21 protein-coding genes are annotated in these 21101 nt (G+C 61.5%); 12 read left to right on the top strand and 9 right to left on the bottom strand.

Annotation, left to right across the window (positions count from 1 at the left end; all coding sequences use genetic code 11):
* Nucleotides 1–95: 95 nt before the first annotated feature.
* Both ABFB52_RS23220 and pobA read right to left on the bottom strand, forming a co-directional pair.
* Entirely contained in the window at nt 96–1613 is a 1518-nt protein-coding gene (locus ABFB52_RS23220; RefSeq protein WP_129973302.1) for an MDR family MFS transporter, read from the bottom strand.
* Nucleotides 1614–1692: 79 nt separating this feature from the next.
* The gene (pobA, locus tag ABFB52_RS23215) at nt 1693–2886 is read right to left on the bottom strand and encodes a 4-hydroxybenzoate 3-monooxygenase (RefSeq protein ID WP_129973303.1); all 1194 of its coding nucleotides are present in this window, start codon (nt 2884–2886) and stop codon (nt 1693–1695) included.
* A 178-nt stretch (nt 2887–3064) separates the two neighbouring features.
* On the opposite strand from pobA, the gene ABFB52_RS23210 reads away from it, so the two are divergent.
* A complete protein-coding gene (locus ABFB52_RS23210; RefSeq protein WP_129973304.1) occupies nt 3065–3961 on the top strand; it encodes a helix-turn-helix domain-containing protein in 897 nt (298 codons plus the stop codon).
* Nucleotides 3962–3970: 9 nt separating this feature from the next.
* Here the strand turns inward: ABFB52_RS23210 and ABFB52_RS23205 are convergent, their stop codons facing one another.
* A complete protein-coding gene (locus tag ABFB52_RS23205) occupies nt 3971–4147 on the bottom strand; it encodes a hypothetical protein (RefSeq protein ID WP_007953274.1) in 177 nt (58 codons plus the stop codon).
* A gap of 165 nt (nt 4148–4312) precedes the next feature.
* Nucleotides 4313–5215, bottom strand: coding sequence for a LysR family transcriptional regulator (locus ABFB52_RS23200; protein ID WP_218569163.1), 903 nt, complete (start codon nt 5213–5215; stop codon nt 4313–4315).
* 115 nt (nt 5216–5330) lie between these two features.
* Here ABFB52_RS23200 and ABFB52_RS23195 point away from each other — a divergent pair, with 115 nt between their 5' ends.
* Nucleotides 5331–6209: an MBL fold metallo-hydrolase gene (locus tag ABFB52_RS23195; RefSeq protein ID WP_129973305.1), complete on the top strand. Its 879-nt coding sequence runs from the start codon at nt 5331–5333 to the stop codon at nt 6207–6209.
* A gap of 46 nt (nt 6210–6255) precedes the next feature.
* On the top strand, nt 6256–6870 hold the full coding sequence (locus ABFB52_RS23190; RefSeq protein ID WP_129973306.1) for an NAD(P)-dependent oxidoreductase: 615 nt from the start codon (nt 6256–6258) through the stop codon (nt 6868–6870).
* Nucleotides 6871–7065: 195 nt separating this feature from the next.
* Here the strand turns inward: ABFB52_RS23190 and ABFB52_RS23185 are convergent, their stop codons facing one another.
* Nucleotides 7066–7944, bottom strand: coding sequence for a LysR substrate-binding domain-containing protein (locus ABFB52_RS23185; protein ID WP_129973307.1), 879 nt, complete (start codon nt 7942–7944; stop codon nt 7066–7068).
* Between the two features lie 139 nt (nt 7945–8083).
* On the opposite strand from ABFB52_RS23185, the gene ABFB52_RS23180 reads away from it, so the two are divergent.
* The 6 genes from ABFB52_RS23180 to ABFB52_RS23155 all read left to right on the top strand — a co-directional run bounded on the left by ABFB52_RS23180 (nt 8084) and on the right by ABFB52_RS23155 (nt 15502).
* Complete coding sequence (locus tag ABFB52_RS23180) at nt 8084–9721, top strand: 5-guanidino-2-oxopentanoate decarboxylase (protein ID WP_129973308.1); 1638 nt, start codon at nt 8084–8086, stop codon at nt 9719–9721.
* Complete coding sequence (locus tag ABFB52_RS23175) at nt 9718–11169, top strand: aldehyde dehydrogenase family protein (protein WP_129973309.1); 1452 nt, start codon at nt 9718–9720, stop codon at nt 11167–11169. Before ABFB52_RS23180 ends, ABFB52_RS23175 begins: the two co-directional genes overlap by 4 nt.
* A gap of 217 nt (nt 11170–11386) precedes the next feature.
* Nucleotides 11387–12490, top strand: coding sequence for an extracellular solute-binding protein (locus ABFB52_RS23170; protein ID WP_064599076.1), 1104 nt, complete (start codon nt 11387–11389; stop codon nt 12488–12490).
* 186 nt (nt 12491–12676) lie between these two features.
* Nucleotides 12677–13585: an ABC transporter permease gene (locus ABFB52_RS23165; protein WP_007960163.1), complete on the top strand. Its 909-nt coding sequence runs from the start codon at nt 12677–12679 to the stop codon at nt 13583–13585.
* Nucleotides 13582–14430 carry an ABC transporter permease gene (locus ABFB52_RS23160; protein WP_007960165.1) on the top strand — a complete coding sequence of 283 codons (849 nt, stop codon included), beginning with the start codon at nt 13582–13584 and terminating at the stop codon, nt 14428–14430. The genes ABFB52_RS23165 and ABFB52_RS23160 overlap by 4 nt, the downstream gene beginning before the upstream one ends.
* 16 nt (nt 14431–14446) lie before the next feature.
* Complete coding sequence (locus tag ABFB52_RS23155) at nt 14447–15502, top strand: ABC transporter ATP-binding protein (RefSeq protein WP_007960168.1); 1056 nt, start codon at nt 14447–14449, stop codon at nt 15500–15502.
* Here ABFB52_RS23155 and ABFB52_RS23150 read toward each other — a convergent pair whose 3' ends face one another.
* Nucleotides 15503–16432 (bottom strand): AraC family transcriptional regulator, encoded by a 930-nt coding sequence (locus ABFB52_RS23150; protein WP_039765922.1) that lies wholly within the window; start codon nt 16430–16432, stop codon nt 15503–15505.
* A 335-nt stretch (nt 16433–16767) separates the two neighbouring features.
* On the opposite strand from ABFB52_RS23150, the gene ABFB52_RS23145 reads away from it, so the two are divergent.
* Nucleotides 16768–17121, top strand: coding sequence for an antibiotic biosynthesis monooxygenase family protein (locus ABFB52_RS23145; RefSeq protein WP_129973310.1), 354 nt, complete (start codon nt 16768–16770; stop codon nt 17119–17121).
* 43 nt (nt 17122–17164) lie between these two features.
* The gene (locus ABFB52_RS23140) at nt 17165–17407 is read left to right on the top strand and encodes a hypothetical protein (protein WP_007960172.1); all 243 of its coding nucleotides are present in this window, start codon (nt 17165–17167) and stop codon (nt 17405–17407) included.
* Between the two features lie 4 nt (nt 17408–17411).
* Here the strand turns inward: ABFB52_RS23140 and ABFB52_RS23135 are convergent, their stop codons facing one another.
* Nucleotides 17412–18041 carry a flavin reductase family protein gene (locus tag ABFB52_RS23135; protein ID WP_011335689.1) on the bottom strand — a complete coding sequence of 210 codons (630 nt, stop codon included), beginning with the start codon at nt 18039–18041 and terminating at the stop codon, nt 17412–17414.
* A 128-nt stretch (nt 18042–18169) separates the two neighbouring features.
* A complete protein-coding gene (locus ABFB52_RS23130) occupies nt 18170–18487 on the bottom strand; it encodes a hypothetical protein (protein WP_085606678.1) in 318 nt (105 codons plus the stop codon).
* Nucleotides 18488–18835: 348 nt separating this feature from the next.
* Between ABFB52_RS23130 and ABFB52_RS23125 the strand changes: the two genes are divergently transcribed.
* Complete coding sequence (locus tag ABFB52_RS23125) at nt 18836–19594, top strand: hypothetical protein (protein ID WP_129973311.1); 759 nt, start codon at nt 18836–18838, stop codon at nt 19592–19594.
* A 62-nt stretch (nt 19595–19656) separates the two neighbouring features.
* On the opposite strand, the gene ABFB52_RS23120 is transcribed toward ABFB52_RS23125, so the two are convergent.
* Nucleotides 19657–20976, bottom strand: coding sequence for an MFS transporter (locus ABFB52_RS23120; RefSeq protein WP_011335686.1), 1320 nt, complete (start codon nt 20974–20976; stop codon nt 19657–19659).
* Nucleotides 20977–21101 lie beyond the last annotated feature (125 nt).

Below are 21101 nucleotides of genomic sequence, written 5' to 3'. Positions count from 1 at the left end.
TGCTCGCGATAGCAATGTAGCAGTGACGCAAATGTCGACTGATCAACCGCAATCGCGAGCAAGCTCGCTCCCACAGGTCATACGGTGTTCTACAGTCAGCGGGCGCCGTGCTCACGGCCCCGCAGCAACCGGTTGGGCATCGCAATCGCCGCCGCCAGCCCGAGCAGCGACACCGCCGCACTGACCATCAGCAAATGCCGGAACGTCACCAGCAATTCGGCACGCAAGGCATTCTGCGCATCGCCGGGCGCCGCGTTCAGGCCGTCGAGCAGCACGTTACCGGAATGCCCTTCGCTCATCAGCGAGCTGCCGGCGAGGTGCGCGAAACTGGAGTCCTGCAACAACGCCAGCAACAGCGCCGACATCAACGCCACCCCCACCGCACCGCCCAAAGAGCGGAACAGGTTGGTAGTGCTGGTGGCGACGCCGATGTCCTTTTGCTCGACCGAGTTCTGCGTACCCACCAGCGAGGTCGGGAACTGCATGCCGCCGGCGATCCCGCTGAGCAGCATGAACAGGCTGCTGAGCAGCGTGGCATCGGGCGGGCTGAAGGCCATGCCAAGGATCGAGATCGGCATCAGCAGCGCGCCGGTCAGAATCTGCGGTTTGTAGCGCCCGGTGATCGAGGTGCGGCGTCCGGCGAAATACGCGCCGATCGGCAATCCCATCGCCAGCGGCAGCAAGTGCAATGCAGCGCTGTCCGCCCCTGCGCCGGTCACGCTCTGAAAGCGCAGCGGCATCAGAACGATCAGGGAAATCGCCTGGAAGCTGCAAAAGAAAATCGTGCACCAGCACAGCAGGGCGCTGCGGTTGGTGAACAGGTGCATCGGCAACAACGGCTCGCGGGCGCGTCGCTCGTGCCAGACGAACACTGCCAGCACCGCCACCGCGCAAGCGAACAGGCCTAGCACTTCGCTGCTGCGCCACGCATGGCCTTGGCCGACCTGAGTGATCGCCAGCAACAGAGCGGTCAGGCCGATGATCATCAACAGTGTGCCGAGATAATCGATGACCGGTTTGCGCTGGGGAATCGGCAGGCCGATCAGGTTGCGTCGCGCCACCCAGTACGCGCCGAGGCCCAGCGGCAGGTTGATCAGGAACACCCAGCGCCACGACAGGTACTCGGTCATGTAGCCGCCGAGCACCGGGCCGGCAACGCTGGCCACCGCGTACATGCTGGAGAAATAGCCCTGATAACGCCCGCGTTCGCGGGGCGGCACGATGTCGCCGATGATCGCCTGACTCACCGAAATCATCCCGCCAGCGCCGATGCCCTGGAAAATCCGCGCCAGCACCAGTTGCTCCATGCTCTGGGCCATGCCGCAGAACAGCGAGGCGAGGGTGAACAGGCTCATGCCGAACAGCATCAGTTTGCGCCGCCCGTACAGATCGCCGAGCTTGCCGTAGATCGGCACCGCCACGGTCATCGCCACCATGTAGCCGGAAATCACCCAGGCCAGCAGGCTGACGTCCTTGAATTGGGCGGAGATGGCCGGCATGGAAACGGCGACGATGGTCTGGTCCAGTGCGCCAAGGAAGATCGCCATCATCAGCGCGACCAGCACGCTGCGAATGGCCGGTTTGGGCGTTTCGGGATGGTTGAGATTGGTCACGGGCGAACCTGCGGGCAGTGATTGACCCGCAGTGCCACGGCGAGCGGGTGAGTGCTCGCCAGTGTAAGTCGGTAGCAGGCTATTCGATAGCCTCATAAGGAAGCCCGACGTAATTTTCTGCAATGGTTTTTTGACCGGCCTCCGAGCTGACAAAGTAGTCCAGTTCCGAAGCGCAGATCCGCTGGCTGAAATCATCATGCTCGTCGAAGCGGTGCAGCATCGAAGTCATCCACCAGGAAAACCGCTCGGCTTTCCACACCCGGCGCAGGCAGATCTGCGAGTATTTCTCCAGCAAGTCAGTGCGACCTTCGCGGTAAACCTTCAGCAGAATCCTGAACAGCGTGCTGACATCACTGGCCGCCAGATTCAAACCTTTGGCACCGGTCGGCGGAACGATGTGCGCCGCATCGCCGACCAGAAACATCCGCCCGTATTGCATCGGCTCGACCACAAAACTGCGCAGCGGCGCGATGCTCTTTTCAATCGACGGACCGGTCACCAGTTTCTGCGCCAGATCCTCCGGCAGACGCTTGCGCAGTTCATCCCAGAAACGCTGATCCGACCAGTCGTCGACGTTTTCCTCAGCGGGCACTTGCAGGTAATAGCGGGTGCGAGTCGCCGACCGCATGCTGCACAGGGCGAAGCCGCGCTCGTGACGGGCGTAGACCAGTTCGTCGTGAATCGGTGGTGTGTCGGCGAGAATCCCCAGCCAGCCGAACGGATACACCCGTTCGAAGACTTTCAGGCAGTCCTCGGGAATCGACTGCCGGGCCACGCCGTGGAAACCGTCGCAACCGGCGATGTAGTCGCAATCGACGCGCCAGGTTTCGCCGTCCTTTTCGAAGGTCACATAGGCTTCGTCGCTTTTCATGCCACAGGGAACGACATGGCTGGCTTCGTAAATTGTCTGCCCACCGGTCTCCCGACGAGCGGCCATCAGGTCGCGAGTGACTTCGGTCTGGCCGTAGACCATCACGGTTTTTCCACCGGTCAGGGCTTGCAGGTCGATGTGGATCCGGCGCCCGTCGAGGGCCAGTTCGAAACCACCGTGCACCAGACCTTCGGCGTCCATCCGCTGACCCACGCCAGCCTCGCGCAACAGCTCTACCATGCCTTGTTCAAGCACGCCGGCGCGGATTCGGCCGAGCACATAGTCAGGTGTCTGGCGCTCCAGAATCAGAGTGTCGATGCCGGCGTTGTGCAGCAGTTGGCCGAGCAATAATCCGGACGGACCGGCGCCGATGATGGCGACTTGGGTTTTCAGCGTTTTCATTGTTTTTATGACTCGCAAGCTTCACGCGACAACGGCCGGTGAATGATTTTCAGGATTCGAGTGCTTGCATTTTTCCCTTGCGGGTCTGTCAATTGAAGGTGAAAACTGAGCCGATACCTGTACATTCTGCCAATCGGTGCGATTATCGCCCGCAAACCTCGAGGCCTGGATTGAAGTGATGAACAAGCCTGACCTGCCTTCGATTCCGGTGTTCAAGCTCTACGGTGAAAGCCTGGACTGGCCGACCCCTGACTTGCTGCACTGTGAAACCATTTCCAAACGCAGCCGCGAACACCAATGGGAAATCAAACCCCACCGCCACGCCGATTTGTGCCAGTTGCTCTTCGTATTCAAAGGTCAGGCAGAGCTTGAAATCGAAGGCCTACGCACGCAACTGAACGAAGCCGCGATCCAGATCCTGCCGCCGTTATCGGTGCATGGATTCCGTTTTTCCGAGGACGTCGAAGGATTTGTCGTTACCCTCGCCACACCGTTGATCAACCATTTGCAGGCGCAACTGGGTAGCGCGGTGCAGGCCCTGGCCCAGGCCGAAAGCTATCCGGCGGGCAAGGACGCGGAGTACCTCAACAGTCTGTTTGCCGCGTTGCAGGCCGAGTACAACGGCCATCAACCGGCGCGGGAAATGCTCATGCATTCGCTGGTCAGCGTGATCATGGTCTGGGTCAGCCGTCAGGCGATCCACCGTCACAACGCCACGCAACGCCCGCAGCGTCAGCGCGAATACCTCAACGGGTTCATTCAGCTGGTGGAGGAAACCTACCGCCAGCACGTCAAGGTCGAAGACCTGGCCCATCGGCTGGGGATTTCCGTCTCGCACCTCAACGGCACCTGCCGTGAACTGGCGGGGCAGCCGGCGCTGCAGATCATGCACGAGCGTCAGTTGCTGGAAGCCAAGCGCCTGCTGACTTACACCAGCATGACCATTTACGAGATGTCCGAGGTGTTGGGGTTTTCCGATCCGACCAACTTCACGCGCCTGTTCCGGCGCCGGGTGGGGATCTCGCCAAAGGCATTCCGCGACCGCTTGAAGGCCGAGCAGAACGACGACGCCTGACGTCCTGCGTCAGCGCAGGGCGTTGAGGGTGGCGTTGTGAGGGATGCAGCGCTCGAAGTTGCAGCTCGCGTACTCACGGGGCAGTTGCCGCAACTGCTCCACGCGCCACGCCGCGGTGCCGTACAGCGCCAGCGTGGCCGCGCAGGTGATGAAAATCGCGAGGTATCTTCTTGTTCTGGTGTTCATGGCGTTGACCTCTGAACGAATACCCTTGGGTACTACTTTCAGCATAGGCCAGAGGGGAGCAGCTGCAAGCTTCGAGCTTCAAGATTGAAGCTTCAAGATTGACGCAGGCTCTCCGCTCTCCGCTTGGAGCTCTCCGCTTGCAGCTTGCAGCTTGCAGCTTGCAGCTTAAAGCTGATCCCACTGCGGGTTTTCGGGAAAACGCTGCACCAGAAAATCCAGCATGCAGCGCAGCGCCGCCGGCATGTGCTTGCGCGAGGCATATACGGCGTAGATGTTCATCTGCCGAGGCTCGGCGTGGGACAGCAGGCGAACCAGTTCACCACTGTGCACATGCACCCCGGCCTGATAGGTCGGCAGCATCGCGACCCCGGCGCCGGCCAGAGTCGCGCGCAGCAGGGTGCTGGCCTCGTTGGCGCTGATGTTGCCCTGCACCGGCACCGAAACCGGTTCGCCATCTTCCTCGAAATGCCACAGGCTCTTGCCGAAATAGGAATGGGTCAGGCAGTTGTGCCGGCTCAGATCCTCGACCCGTTGTGGCTGCGGATGTTCCTGCAGATAGGCGGGCGCCGCGCAGACCACCGAACGGCAGACCGTCAGTCGCCGGGCGATCAGGTTGGGATCGAGATCGTTGCTGGTGCGGATCGCCAGGTCGATGCGCTCGTCCACCAGGTTCACGGTGCGATCGAGCATTTGCAGGTCGATGTTCACCCCCGGATACGCTTTGACGAACGCCGCCATGGCATCGGCCAGTTGCGCCTGGCCGAACGAGGTACTGACGCTGATCCGCAGCAAACCCCGTGGCGCATCGGCAGGTTCGCTGACGGCGGCCTGCATGTCGCCGGACAGCTCCAGCATTTGCCGGCAGCGCGGCAGGATCTCGTTGCCGGCGGCGGTCAGGCTCAACTTGCGCGTGGTGCGGTGCATCAGGCGCGCGCCGACCCAGTCTTCCAGTTCCGCCAGATAGCGCGACACCACCGGCCGTGACAGGTCCAGGTGATCGGCCGCCGCCGACTGGCTGCCCAGATCCACCACCGTGACAAACACCCGCATTGCTTGGAGACGATCCATGATTTGCCCGCTTTCAGAAACAAACTATGTTCAAGCATCGCATTTTTTGTAACGAGTCTGGCAACTAAGCTCTGTCCCCATCGCCAAGCACGGCATTCGAACAGCGGAGCAACCCATGATCGGCTTCACCACCCTCAAGCGCGTTTTACTGGCCACCGCCACCCTCGGCTTTGCTGCCCACGCAGCGGCTGCGAACCTGACCCTCGATGTCTACAACCCGGGCACCCATGCGATCTTCCCGGTGACCTCGGTGCTGGTCAGCGGCGAGAAGGACGCGATTCTGGTGGACGCGCAGTTCGGCAAATCCCAGGCTGAGCAAGTGGTGGAAAAGATCCGCGCCAGCGGCAAGCAACTGACCACCATCTACATCAGCCACGGTGACCCGGATTACTACTTCGGTCTCGACACCCTGACAAAAGCCTTTCCGGATGCCAAGGTGCTGGCTTCGCAACCCACCGTTGATCACATCAAGAAAACCGTCGACGGCAAACTCGCCTTCTGGGGCCCGAAAATGGGCGCCGACGTGCCGGCCAAAACCATCGTGCCGGGCGTGCTCAAGGGCGACAGCCTGATGCTCGAAGGTCAGAAATTGCAGGTGGTTGGTCTGGAAGGCAAGCAGCCGGATCGCAGCTTCGTGTGGATTCCGTCGCTGAAAGCCGTGGTCGGCGGTGTGGTTATCGCCGAGAACATCCACGTCTGGATGGCCGACACCCAGACTGCGCAATCTCACGCTGACTGGCTGGAAACCCTGCATTCGATCGAAACCCTGAAACCGAAAACCGTGGTGCCGGGTCACTACCTGGGTGACAGCGCCCGTTCGCTGGCGGCGGTGAAATTCACTGCCGACTACATCAAGGCATTCGATGCCGAAACGGCCAAGGCCAAGGACTCTGCCGCGCTGATCGCCGCGATGAAAAAACGCTACCCGACACTGGGCGAAGAAAGCTCGCTGGAGCTCAGCGCCAAAGTCGCCAAGGGCGAAATGCAGTGGTAACCCGATTCTGAAAAACGCAGCACTCTCAAGCCAACTGGAGAATGTCATGAGCAAGATCGCAATCATTGGTGCCACCGGCCGTGCCGGCAGCCAACTGCTGGAAGAAGCCCTGCGTCGCGGCCACAGCGTCACCGCCATCGCCCGGGATACCTCGAAGATCGGCGCCCGCGCCGGTGTGGTCAGCAAGAATGTCGACGTGCTGAATGCAGCCGCGTTGCAGGACGCCGTCGCCGGCCACGATGTGGTGATCAGCGCCGCGCATTTCGCCACGGTGCCGGCCAGCGCGCTGATCGGCCCGGTGAAACAGGCCGGGGTGAAACGTCTGCTGGTGGTCGGCGGTGCCGGTTCGCTGTTGCTGCCGGACGGCACTCGTGTGATCGACAGCGCCGGTTTCCCGGCCGAGTACAAGGCTGAGGCCAGCGCTGGCGCGGCGTTTCTTGAGGCCTTGCGTCAGGAGAAGGAACTGGACTGGACGTTCCTGTCGCCGTCGGCGCTGTTCTTCGAAGGCGAGCGCACCGGCAAGTTCCGGGTCGGCAAGGATGACTTGCTGGTGAGTGCTGAAGGTCAGAGCTCGATCAGCTTTGCCGACTATGCGATTGCGTTGATCGACGAAGTGGAAACGCCGAAGCATTCGCGTCAGCGGTTTACTGTCGGTTATTAAGTACTGAAAAGCCCCTCACCCCAGCCCTCTCCCGGAGGGAGAGGGAGCCGATCGTGGGATGCTTGAAAATTACGCCGACTTGAACGGGATGTATTGAATCCATAATCGCCCAGATTTTTCAGGTCGATGTATTACGTAAGACACCTCGGTCAGTTCCCTCTCCCTCCGGGAGAGGGTTAGGGTGAGGGCAAGGCCTCACCGCGTATGAGCCTGCTCAACCAACCACCCCATCAACTCCTGCAATTTCGCCGAAGGCTCCGACGCCGGCGCGACGATGTAATAGCCTAATCCCGTCTTCACCTTCAGATCGAACGGCATCACCAGTCGCCCGGCGTTCAAGTCGTCGCCGATCAGTGACCAGTCGCCGATCGCCACCCCCGTCCCGTGGGACGCCATCGACATCGCCTGATCCAGCGTTTCGAAATGCTGACCGCTGGCGATATTGCTCAAGTGCAGTTCGGCGGCTTCGAGCCAGAGTGTCCAGTCGTCATCCGTGTGAGTCGGGTGCAGCAGCAGATGCTGTTGCAGGTCTGCCGGTGCGTGCAGGGCCGGCCCACCGTTGAGCAGTGTCGGCGAGCAGACCGGCGTCAGTTGCTCATCGAACAGATGCAGGGTCGCGGGTGAGTCGTGGGGCGCGGTGCCGTAGATCACCGCCGCGTCGAATTGCTCGCGATGAAAGTCCACCCCGTGCTGCAACGACGCCGTGAGTTTCACCGGCACGTCCGGGCGCTCGCGCTGCCATTGCAGCAGGCGCGGCAACAACCAGCGCATCACGCAGCTCGGGGCCTTGAGTTGCAGGGTTTCGCGTTTGGCGCCGATCTGCTCCACCGAATCGCCGATCAGGCTGAACACCTGCTGCACCCGTGGCAGCCATTCGCGACCTTCGGCCGTCAGCTCCAGGCCCCGGGCCAGGCGAATGAACAGCTCATAACCCAGATGTTCCTCAAGCCCCGCGATCTGCCGGCTCACCGCACCCTGGGTGATGTGCAACTGCTCGGCGGCCCGGGTGAAGTTGCAGCACTGCGCGGTAATCAGAAACGTGTGCAGGGCGGGCAGGGGAGGCAGTCGTTTCATGTGGATCCAAGGTATGACGTGAGGACATGGCTAGTATGAGCTTTTATCGATTGTTGCGGCTACGGGTCGCCCGTTTCAATGAGGCCAATCACCGGTTCCTTTAAAGCCCGGTGCCTCAACGAACAAGAAGGGCAAAGACATGGCGACGTGTGGCGAAGTACTGGTCAAGTTACTCGAAGATTATGGGGTCGAGCAGGTGTTCGGCATTCCCGGGGTGCATACCGTGGAGCTGTATCGCGGGCTGGCCCGTTCGAGCATCAACCACGTCACCCCGCGCCACGAGCAGGGCGCCGGCTTCATGGCCGACGGTTATGCCCGCACCAGCGGCAAACCGGGTGTGTGCTTCATCATCACAGGTCCAGGCATGACCAACATCACCACCGCCATGGGCCAGGCGTACGCCGATTCGATCCCGATGCTGGTGATCTCCAGCGTGCAGTCGCGCAGCCAACTGGGCGGCGGTCGCGGCAAGCTGCATGAACTGCCGAACCAGAGCGCATTGGTCGGCGGCGTGGCGGCGTTCTCCCACACCCTGATGTCGGCGTCCGAATTGCCGGGCGTACTGGCCCGTGCGTTTGCGCTGTTCCAGGCCGGGCGTCCGCGTCCGGTGCACATCGAAATTCCGCTGGACGTGCTGGTCGAAGAAGCCGACGAACTGCTGACCAGCGTGCCGGTCAACATCGACCGCGCCGGTGCTGCGCCGGCCGCCGTGAGCCGCATGACTGAACTGCTGGCCGGCGCCCAGCGTCCGCTGATCCTCGCCGGCGGCGGCGCCATCGATGCGGCTGTCGAACTCACCGAACTGGCTGAGTTGCTCGACGCACCGGTGGCCCTGACCATCAACGCCAAAGGCATGCTGCCATCCAGCCATCCTCTGCTGATCGGATCGACCCAGAGCCTGGTGGCGACTCGCGCTCTGGTGGCCGAGGCCGACGTGGTGCTGGCGATCGGCACCGAACTGGCGGAAACCGACTACGACGTCACCTTCGCCGGTGGTTTCGAAATCCCCGGCAAGTTGCTGCGCGTCGATATCGATCCCGACCAGACCGTGCGCAATTACCCGCCTCACGTGGCGCTGGTGGCCGACTCGCGCAACGCTGCGCAAGCATTGCTGAGCGCGCTGTCGCACAAACCGCTGGCCGAGCGCCGCAACGATTGGGGTCAGGTACGCGCCGCGCGTCTGCGTGAAGACCTGGCCGCGACCTGGGATGCCCCGACGCTGGCCCAGACCCGTTTCCTCGAAACCGTGCTGCACGAATTGCCGAGCGCAGTGTTCGTCGGTGACTCCACGCAACCGGTGTACACCGGCAACCTGACGTTCAACCCGGAGCGCCCGCGCCGCTGGTTCAACTCGTCCACCGGTTACGGCACCCTCGGTTACGCCTTGCCGGCGGCGATCGGCGCGTGGCTCGGTGGCAACCTCGAACACGGCGCACGTCCGCCGGTGGTGTGCCTGATCGGCGACGGCGGTCTGCAATTCACCCTGCCGGAACTGGCCAGCGCCGTCGAAGCGCGCACCCCGGTAATCATCCTGCTGTGGAATAACCAGGGTTACGAAGAGATCAAGAAATACATGGTCAACCGCGCCATCGAGCCGGTGGGCGTGGATATCTATACCCCGGATTTCATCGGTGTGGCCAAGGCACTGGGTTGCGCAGCAGAAGCGATCAGCTCGGCCGAACACCTGCGCGGTGCACTGCGCGCCGCCACCGATCGTCAGGGCCCGACCCTGATCGAAATCGACCAGACCCAATGGATGAAGGCGGTGGCCCAATGATCAATTTCCCGACCACACTCGACGGCCTGTACATCAACGGCCAATGGTCCGCCGGCCGCGAACACCTGCGCGTCATCAACCCGGCCACCGAAGCGCTGCTGACCACGGTCAATGGCGGTGACGAAAGCGCCGTCAACCAGGCTGTAACGGCGGCGACCGAAGCCTTCAAGGGCTGGTCGAAAACCACCGGTGCCGAGCGCGCCGCGATACTGCGCAGCATCGCCAATGGCGTGCGCAACGGTCGCGAACATCTGATGAAGTTGCAGTCGAGCAACAACGGCAAACCGCAGTTCGAAGCGGGCATCGATGTCGACGACGTGATCGCCACCTTCGAGTACTACGCCGAACTCGCCGAAGGCCTCGACGCCAGACTCGACAGCGACGTGCCGCTGCCCAGCGACGATTTCAGCGCACGTCTGCGCCGCGAGCCGTGCGGTGTGGTCGGGCTGATCGTGCCGTGGAATTTCCCGATGGTCACCACCGCGTGGAAACTCGCCCCGGCCCTGGCCGCCGGTTGCTGCGTGGTGCTCAAACCGTCGGAAGTCACACCGCTGCCGGAGCTGGAACTGGCGACCATCATTGCCGAATCCGGTCTGCCCAAAGGCGTGTTCAACCTGGTGTGCGGCACCGGTCTGGCAGTCGGTGCACCGCTGTCAGCGGATCCGCGCATCGCCAAGGTTTCCTTCACCGGCAGCAACGCCGTGGGTGTGCAAGTGATGCAGCGCGCCGCTGAAACCGTGAAGGGCGTTAGCCTGGAACTGGGCGGCAAATCCTCGCTGCTGATTCTTGAAGATGCCGACCTGGATCTGGCGGTGGAGCTGGCTTGCGGTGGCGGTTTCTTCAACGCCGGGCAGATGTGCTCGGCCACCAGCCGAGTGCTGGTGGCCGATGAAATTGCCGATGAATTCCTGATTCGTCTGAAGGCCCGCGCGGAAAAAATCCGGGTGGCCGATCCGTTCGATCCTGAAGTCGAGATGGGCGCGCTGGTCAATCAGGCGCAGTACCAGCGTGTGCTCGGTCACATCGACCGTGGCCTCAGCGCCGGGGCCAAGCTGATCTGTGGCGGTAATCGTCCGGCCGATCTGCCGCGCGGATATTTCTTGCAGCCGACGATCTTCACCGAAGTGCCCCTCGACAGTGCGCTGTGGTGTGAAGAGATTTTCGGCCCGGTGATCTGCGTGCGCAGTTTCGCTTCGGAAGCGGAGGCGATTGCCCTGGCCAACGACAGTCAGTTCGGGCTGGTCGCCAGTGTCGTCACGCGCAATGCCGAGACCGCGGATCGGGTCGCCAACGCCCTGCAGGCGGGGCTGGTGTGGCTCAACGCGCCGCAGGTGATCTTCCCGCAGACCGCGTGGGGCGGCTACAAACAGAGCAGCATCGGCCGCGAATTGGGGCCATGGGGCCTGGCGGCATTTCAGGAAATCAAGCACGTGATTCGCGCGCTCTGAATGCCCGAAAAAGGTCAGCGCATGCCTCGCAACGAGGCATGCGCCGGCGTCATGGCTCCAATGAGTTTTTATCGATAGTCAGGTGTTTTGCACGACCTCAGGATGAACCCGCAGACCACGCTCAAGCCCTTTGAAACCGGGCGCTTGAGCAATTTCGGTCAGGCAGATGCAAGGGTTGCGATCAGTCTCATACTTACAAGAATAATGGGAGTCCTAAATGGGCGAGCACGATCTGAACAGGCGTCAATTCATCAAAACCGTCGGTGTGGCCTCGGTGGCTGCGGCGGCCATGAGCATGCCCTTCATCCGGGCCAGTGCCAGCGACACCCGCTTTGCCGGCAAGACCCTGCGCCTGTTGACCTGGTCCGATGACACGGGCCTCGCCGCACTGCGCAACATCGCTGCAACGTTCGAAGCCAAGACCGGCGCCAAAGTGATTGCCGATCGCACCGGCAGCACCTCGGAAATGGTCGCCAAACTCAAGGCCGGCGGTGACCGTCCGCAGTACGACATCATCACCCTGGCTGGCGTTGGTGCCGAAGGTCTGGCCGCTGCCGGACTGCTGGAAAAACCCGATCTCAACCGCATTCCCAATCTGGTGGACGTCCCGGAAAAATACCGCACCGGGGCCAACGGTCACGGCATCGGCTACCTGCTGTGGTGCAACAGTCTGGTCTACAGCACTCGCACCCAGACCACCGCGCCGGACAGTTACGCGGCACTGTGGGACGCCGATCTGGCACCGAACATTTTCCTGCCGCCGCCGAACTGGACCGAGGCCATGGACCTGATCATCATCGCCGCCAAACTGGCCGGTGGTGACGAGCACAACATCGAACCGGGCTTCAAGAAACTCGCGGAGCTGAAAGACCGCGTGGTGACCCTTGGCGAAAACCCTAACCAGATCGCCGAGCTGTTCCGCACCGGTTCCCTGGACATGGGCGGCCTGTATGCCCCGGCGTTTTTCCCCAAGCAGATCCGCGACCCGAACTATGGCCTCGGCGCCACGTTCGGCATGAAGGAAGGTTTCTACACCGACCTGATGCTGTCGGTAATGCCGAAGAACCGTCCGGGCGACACCGACCTGGCCTACGCCTTCATCGACCACTCCCTCGACCCGCTGGTGCAGGGCAAGATGGCCGAAGACATCTTCAACGGCCCGGTCAACGCCAAGGCGATCATCTCCGCGGAAGCGCGCAAGAGCCCGTTCATCCTCACGCCGGAGCAGATCGCGGAGAAGGCGATCATGCACGACAACGCCTTCCTGGCGACCGTGCATGACCAGTGGATCCGTCGCTACACGGAAATCTTTTCTTCCTGACGCAAACACAAACCTTCAGAACACCGCAAACCCCTGTGGGAGCTGGCTTGCCAGCGATGACGGCCTACCTGTCGACAGTGATGTCACTGACAGATTGCTATCGCGAGCAAGCTCGCTCCCACAGATTTCTCGGTGGATTTGAAGGCAGTGTCTGTCAGTTGTTTTTCCATTGACGAGATCATTGCTATGGAACATCAATCCCTGACCCAACCGGTCGGCGCGGGTGACGTGCGCCCGGCGCGCGGTGTTTCGCCGACGGCGCGGGCGTGGTTTTTTCTCACGCCGTCGATGCTGTTTCTCGGCGTGCTGATTGCCGCCAGCCTGCTGGTGTTGCGCATGAGCGTCGGCACCAAGGGCGCGGAGTGGTCCGGTTTCAGCCTGGCCAGTTACGCCCAGTTGCTCGAACCCTACTACCTCAAATCGTTGCTGCTGACCTTGCGTCTGGCGCTGATCAGCGCGGTGATCGCCGTGGTGCTGGCGATCCCGGTGGCGTACACCATGTCGCGCCTGACCTCGCCATTCGTGCGACGGATTTTTCTGGCGGCGGTGCTGCTGCCGCTGCTGGTCAACCTGCTGCTGCAAAGCTATGGCTGGCTGGTGATCCTCGGCCCTGGCGGCATGCTCAACCAGACCCTGATGGGCCTCGGTCTGATCAAGCGTCCGATCATGTTGCTGTACAACCAGAACGGCGTGTTGATGGGCCTGGTGCAGACCGCGTTCCCGCTGGCTGTGCTGCCGATTGCCAGCGCCATGCGCGGTGTTGCTCGCAGCTATGAAGAAGCCGCCGCGACCCTCGGTGCCAGCCGCTTTCAAGTGTTCCGTCAGGTGGTGTTGCCGATGAGTCTGCCGGGGATCATCACCGGCGCGACCCTGGTGTTCGCCTACAACGCCAGCAGCTTCGTGGTGCCGCTTTTGCTCGGCGGTCGGCGCGTGCCGATGCTCGCGGTGATGGTGCATGACCAGATCGCCCCGCTGATGAACTGGCCCGCCGCATCCGCCGCCGGTGTGGTGCTGATCGTCACCACGCTCGCCATCATGACCTTGTCCGAATACATCACCGGCCGCCGTCGCCGTCTGCTGGAGGCTTCGCAATGAGTGCCCTGATCAAGAAGCGTCAGTCGCTGTTGCCGGGCGATACCGGCAAGTTCGCCGGCATTCTTTCCGGGATCATTTTGTTCCTGGCCGTGTTGCCGATCCTGACCATGATCGTGATGTCGTTCAGCGGCGCGTCGAACCTCGACTTCCCGCCGAGCAGCTACAGCCTGCAGTGGTACAAAGCGGCGTGGCACACCTTCGTTTCGCCCGATGCCAGCGATGTGCTGAGCCTCGGCCAGGCCATGGGCACCAGTTTGCTGGTGTCATGCCTGACGATGATTTTCGCCACGCTGATCGCGGTGCCGGCGGCCTACGCGCTGACCCGTTGCGAGTTCCGTGGCAAGGGTGTGGCGCTGCAGCTGATGTCGCTGCCGCTGGTGTTCCCGATGGTGGTGCTGGGGCTGGCGTTGCTGCTGGTGTTCGACAGCCTGCCGTTCCACATGACCACCTCGCGGCTGGTGATCGCCCACGTGATTCTGGCGCTGCCGTTCGTGGTGAAGAACTGCACGGCGGCCATGCTTTCCATCGGCAGCGAAGTCGAAGAGGCGGCGCAGATGCTCGGCGCTTCGCCGTTGCGGGCCATCGTCGATGTGGTGGTGCCGTTGATGAAATCGGGGATTCTGGCGGGGATGCTCCTGGCGTTCATCGTCTCGTTCAACGAGTTCACCGTGACCTATTTCCTCTACACCATCGACGTCATGACCGTGCCGATCTGGATGTACAGCCGCACCGTGTCATCGCTCGACCCAACCGTGTTCTCGTTTGCCGTGCTGATCGTGCTGATCGACTTCGTCCTGATCTGGGCGTTGGAGAAGCTGGTAGGTGAGGGCGGCGTTTCGTTCTGATTTCTTGAGGTGATTTATGTCTGGTCTGATTCTGGAAAACGTCGAGAAACACTACGGCTCGGCCTGCGCGGTAAAAGACGTCAACCTGCATTTGCCCGAGGGCAAACTGGTGTGTTTCCTCGGCCCGTCGGGCTGCGGCAAGACCACGTTGCTGCGCATGATCGCCGGGCTGGAAACCCTCACCGGCGGCGAGATCCGCCTGGACGGCGAGGACATCGGCCACACCCCGGCGCACCTGCGCAACTTCGGCATGGTGTTTCAGTCGCTGGCGCTGTTCCCGCACATGACCGTGGGCGAGAACATCGCCTATCCGCTGAAACTGCGCGGTGTGAGCAAGGCTGATCAACAGGCGCGGGTGGTGGAGTTGCTGGAGCTGATCCAGTTGCAACCGATGATTGATCGTCCGGTGGCGAAACTGTCCGGTGGCCAGCGTCAGCGAGTGGCGATTGCACGGGCGATTGCTTCGCACCCGAAAATCCTTCTGCTCGACGAACCGCTGTCGGCGCTGGACGCCAAGTTGCGCGAGTCGATGCAGGTGGAAATCCGTCAACTGCAACAACGCCTGAACATCACCACCATCATGGTTACCCACGATCAACGCGAGGCCATGACCATGGCTGACATCGTGGTGGTGCTGGGCGAGCATCGGGTGCAGCAGGTGGGTACGCCGATCGAAATCTACCGCCATCCGGCCAACGAGTTCGTCGCGGACTTCATCGGCTCCGGCAACATCTTCCCGGCCACCGCGCTGGGCGATGGCAAGGTCGTGCTGCCGGGCGGTGATGCCCTGCAAGTGCCGATCTGCAGCAGCATCGTGGTCGGACAGAAAGTGAAAATGCTGATCCGCCCCGAAGACCTGCAACTGTCGGCGCCCCAGGCCACGGCGGGCAATCGCCTGCTGGGCAAGGTGACGTTTGTGCGCGACATCGGCGCGACCATCGAGACTACGGTGGAGTGTTCCGGCGTGACGTTTACGGCGCTGAGTACGCCGTGTCAGGGCTTCGGTCTGGGGATCGGGCATCCGGTGTCGGTGACGTTGCCGAGTGAGGCGTGTCGGGTGCTCGGCGCCTGATCAGACACTCAATCGCAGGCGCGCCAGATCCCGCAACGGCGGCGCGCCAAACAACCGGCTGTACTCGCGACTGAACTGCGACGGACTTTCATACCCCACCCGATACCCCGCCGCCGACGCTTCCAGCCCTTCAGCCAGCATCAAACGCCGCGCCTCCTGCAGGCGCAGCTGCTTCTGATACTGCAACGGACTCATCGCCGTCATCGCCTTGAAACGGTGATGCAGGGTCGAGACGCTGAGGTTCACTTCCTTCGCCAGATCATCGATGCGCAGCGGCTGTTCGAAGTTGCCGTTGAGCCATTTGATCGCCTGGCTGATGCGGTGGCTCTGGCTGTTGGCGATGGCGATTTCGTACAGCCGATGGCCCTGCGGACTGCGCAGCAGGCGATAGAGAATCTCCCGGCGGATCAGCGGCGCGAGCATGGCGATGTCTTTCGGCGCGTCGAGCAGGCGGGCCAGACGCAGCACCGCATCGAGCATGGCGCTGTCGATCTTCTCCACATACAAACCGCGTCCGGTCGGACGGGTCGGCACGCCCATCGGGCCGGCATCGGCGATCAGCGCGGTGATTTCCGCAGGATCAATGTCCAGGCGCACGGCGAGGATCGGCTCTTCGGGCGAGACATTCACCACCCGACCACTCAACGGCATCGAGACCGATACCACCAGGTAATTAAGCGGGTCGTAATTGAAGAATTCGTCCGCCAGCCGTACCTCTTTGCGACCCTGGGCCATGATGCACAGCGCCGGTTGCGCGAGCACCGGGGCGAAGTCATGGGACTGGGTGTGGCGCGACATGAACAGCGAGCCGACGGCAGTGGCATAACTGCCATCTTCGGATGTGTTGCGGCGAATGATGGCCGCCAGTTCCGCGCGCTGCTTTTCCATGTCGGCATCGGGCGGCGCCTGAAAACGATCGAACGACGTCATGCACAGCCTCCTCGGCAAGGGATGGAATGGGAGCAGAGCATAAGTTTGTGCAAGCGCAAGCGGTAGACACATCCTGCGAAATGCTTGCCTGATCCTGCATGGGTTTGTTGACTCGTCCAGCCATAGCAGGACGCAGATCGTCAGAGTTGCCCGAAACCGGTGTGACAGGACGGTGACAGCAATTCACGACTTGTTACAGGTCTGCACGACAGTCTCGCAGGATTGTGCAACGCGACGGCAGGAATCGACTAACGGCGAACGGGAGGCGGCCCTTAACCTTGAATCCTGTCGCAGCCCGTCCCCGGCTGCCACGCGACTCCCTGGGAGGGTTGAACATGTCCAAGCAGATTCCCGTCAGTCATATGGCCTTCGTTCGAGCGCGCGCCGGACGCTCGGCGGAACTCGGCATGCGCCTGAGCGCCCTGATCGAACCGTCCCGTGCCGCCCCCGGTTGCCTGAGCTTCGCCTTGCAGCATTCGCAGTGTGATCCGGAGTTGTGGCTGGTCTCCGGTTTCTGGAACAACCAGCAATCGATGACCGCGTATTTCAGCAGCCCGTCGATGGAAATCTTTGCCGAGCTGGTGCAGGACCTGGTGGTCAACAGCCTGGATTTCCACACCTTCAAGGAAGTCTCGGCCGCACAGGCCGTAGGGCAATGCACTGTGCCGATACACAAACTCGCCGGTTGAATGTTTAATGTCGGGCTTATCCGATTGAGCCAGGACCTGCGATATGGCACGTAAAGAGTTCGAACACTTCGAAGCGGTTTCCGCTGTAGTCCCCGTCGAGTTGGGCGGCAACAAGGGTTATCACGCGGCGATCGCCGTCAAGGCCCTGGTCGACGGCGGTGCACCGCGCTTTCACAAATTGCTGAACGATCAGGTTTTCCCCGGCGCCATCGCGGCCGATGAAGCCGCGATCAATGAGCTGGACAAGCTCAAGGGCGTTACCGACGACGCCGAGCTGATCTGGTAAGCGCTTACTTCGTTGCCCCCGGGCGCCACATCTTGAACAACGCCTCCGGCCCCAGCTGGAAATAGTCCGCCGGCCCGCCGCCCCGCAGTATCGGTTCGGCGGCGGCCGTGTCGTAGATCCCGTCCTTCAACAGCCACTTGGCGATATGCACGGCGACCACTTCGCCGAGCACCAGCCAGCTCGGCACGGTCTCGCCGTCGGCGCGTTGCAACTGAATGATCTGGGTGACCTTGCACTCGAAGGACACCGGGCTTTCGGCCACGCGCGGCACGGCAATCACCTTCGACGCCACCGGCGTCAGCCCTGCGAGTTCGAACTCGTTGACCTCCGGCCCGACCATCGCGCAGCTCTGGTTCATCTGCTCGGCCAGCGGTCGGGTGGCGAGGTTCCAGACGAATTCGCCGGTCTGCTCGATGTTGTTCAGGCTGTCTTTGCGACCGACGCTGGAGAACCCGATGATCGGCGGAATGTAGTTGAACGCGTTGAAAAAGCTGTAGGGCGCCAGGTTCAGCCGGCCCTCGGCATCCTGCGAAGAAATCCAGCCGATGGGACGCGGGCCGACGATGGCGTTGAACGGATCGTGGGGCAGGCCGTGGCCGTTGGCCGGTTCGTAGAAATGGATGTCATCGGGCATGGCGGGGTGATCCTGAAGGCTTCTATAAGCGACCAATAGTGCAAGTCCGATCCGCGAAGATCAAATACCGACCTTTGGAAATGAACAAGCCCGGCAATGGCCGGGCTTTGGTGTCTGCATTCTGGCAATCAGCTGATGGCAGCGGCGGTACCGGTTTTATCAAAGCCGTCGGCGGCGATGGCGTTTGCGGTGCCTGTTTTATCGAAACCGTCTGCAGCGATGGCGTTGGCAGTGCCGGTTTTATCGAAACCATCGGCAGCAACGGCTTTGCCAACGTTGGTTTTATCGAAACCATCGGCAGCGTAGGCGCCGGTGTGGCTGGTTTCGATGGCAGCGCTGGCGCCGGAAATGAAGTCGGCGGATTTGGTTTTGTCCGAACCGTCGGCGGCAAAAGTGTTGGCGGCCAGTACGGACAGGGTCAGGGCGAGGATCAGTTTGGTTTTCATGGTCGTTCTCCAGATTCGAAATTCGTTGGCGATGTGTTTCGCATGGGGTTCATGCTACGCCAACTAAATTGATTAAAGAGTGCAAAATAATGCTAGAAACAATCGATTAAATTGATATTAAGGGCGACACATTCAATTCGCTTTCGTCGTCGGAGCGAGCGTCGCGCAGTTAATCGATCAGGTAGGTGCAGGATGCGGCAGGGGCATTAACCGGTGATTAATCGCCGTTTTTTGCGTGTGTGACAGAATTTTCATGGATTCCCGACCGGTTTTTCACCCGCGCAACGCCAGTCTGCCCACGGCCATAAAGCCAAAAACCGGCCGTCACACACTGGAGCGTTGCCTGCGATGAATAAACTGCCTCAAATCACCCTGGCCTTCTGGGTCATGAAAATCTGCGCGACGACCCTGGGGGAAACCGCGGGGGATTTGTTGTCGATGACCCTTAACGTCGGCTACGCCATCAGCTCGCTGATCCTGATCAGCGTGTTTGTCCTGACGCTGGTCGCGCAGTTGATGTCCAAGACTTACAAGCCGTTGCTGTACTGGATCGTGATCCTGTCGACCAGCACCGCCGGCACCACCATGTCCGACTTCATGGACCGCACGCTGGAACTGGGTTACGCCGCCGGTTCCATGATCCTGATCGCGATCCTGCTGGCGATCTTCGCGGCTTGGCGCCTGAGCGGCGACTCGCTCAACGTCACCAAGGTGCAGAGCTTTCGCGGCGAGATGTTCTACTGGATGGCGATTCTGTTCTCCAACACCCTGGGCACCGCGCTCGGCGATTACCTGGCGGACGACTCCGGCCTGGGCTTTGCCGGTGGCGCGCTGTTGATCGGCTCGGCGATTGGTGTGGTCGTGCTGCTCAAGTACTTCACGAAGATTTCGTCGGTGGCGCTGTTCTGGGTGGCGTTCGTGCTGACCCGGCCGTTTGGCGCGACATTGGGCGACTTGATGACCAAGTCCCATGAGAAGGGCGGACTGGATTTCGGCACCATCGGTTCGTCGGCGGTGCTGGCGGGGATTCTGCTGGTGATGATCGTCGGGGCGTCGTATGCGCAGAAGCGTTATGGCAGCAAACAGGGCGTTGCCGAGTTGTCCTGATCGGGAAATCGGACAGAAAAGAAACGCGCGAAGTTCTTGCACCTTCGCGCGTTTTTTTGCGATCAGTCAGTGACGATACGCGAGTGTTTCTGCGTGTCTTTCATGGTGATGTACACCAGCAGGGACACCGCGATGCACGCGGTCACGTACCAGTAGTAACCGGTTTCCATGCCGATGCTCTTGAACCACAGCGCGATGTATTCGGCGGTGCCGCCGAAGATCGACACGGTCAGTGCGTACGGCAGGCCGACGCCCAGGGCGCGGATTTCGGTCGGGAACAGCTCGGCCTTCACCACGGCGTTGATCGAGGTGTAGCCGCTGACGATGATCAGCGCCGCCATGATCAGGAAGAACGCGCCCCACCAGGTCTGGATGGTGTGCAGGGTCATCAGGATCGGCACGGTGAAGATCGTACCGAGCACGCCGAAGGCGATCAGGATCGGACGACGACCGATTTTATCGGACAGGCCGCCGATGATCGGTTGCAGGCACATGAACAGGAACAGTGTCGCTGCGGAAATGGTGGTGGAGTCGGAGATGCTCATGCCGACGGTGTTCACCAGGTATTTCTGCATGTAGGTGGTGTAGGTGTAGAACGCCAGCGTACCGCCCATGGTCAGGCCGACCACGGTAAGCAGTTCCTTCGGATGACGCAGCAAGGTGCGCATGGCGCTTTCCTTGGACTTTTCCTTTTTGGTGAACGACTCGGTTTCTTCCATGCCACGACGCAGGTACAGCGCGACGATTGCGCACAGCGCGCCGATGGCGAACGGAATACGCCAGCCCCATGCGTACAGCTCTTCGGTGGTCAGGAACTGTTGCAGCACGATCAGCACGCCCAGCGCGATGAGCTGGCCGGAAATCAGGGTCACGTACTGGAAGCTGGAGAAGAAGCCGCGACGATCCTTGGTCGCCATCTCCGACAGATAAGTCGCCGAGGTGCCGTATTCGCCACCGACCGACAGGCCTTGCAGCAGGCGGGCGAACACCAGCAGGATCGGCGCGCCGACACCGATGGTTTCATAACCCGGGCTCAGGGCGATGATCAGCGAGCCGAAGCACATCAGGTAAACCGAGGCCATCAGGGCTTTTTTGCGTCCGACCTTGTCGGCGTACAGGCCCATCAGCCAGCCACCGATCGGGCGCATCAGGAAGCCCACGGCGAAGATCGCGGCGGTGTTGAGCAGTTGGGCGGTGGTGTCGCCTTTGGGGAAGAAGGCTTTGGCGAAGTACAGCGAGAAGGCGGCATAGACGTACCAGTCGTACCACTCGACCATGTTGCCGACGGAACCGCTGAAGATCGACTTGATGCGACTGGCGGTGGTTCGTTCTTTGGCCGGCACGGCAGCCGACCCAAGAGGCAGGGCGTTGGAGTTATCCATTGAAGGATCCTTCGTTTAATTGTTTTTGTGGAGCGCGTTGAAACGCAGCCTGCGAGGGCTATAGCAGGAGCTGTGCCAACGGGGGGAGGGCCGGTTTAGAGGGGCTGGGGAGATGAGTTGAGCGG

This window comes from Pseudomonas sp. 9.2(2024), from assembly GCF_039695385.1.
Taxonomy (GTDB): Bacteria; Pseudomonadota; Gammaproteobacteria; order Pseudomonadales; family Pseudomonadaceae; genus Aquipseudomonas; species Aquipseudomonas paraglycinae.
Note: the sequence above shows the minus strand (reverse complement) of the source record. Positions and strands in the feature narration are given on the sequence as shown.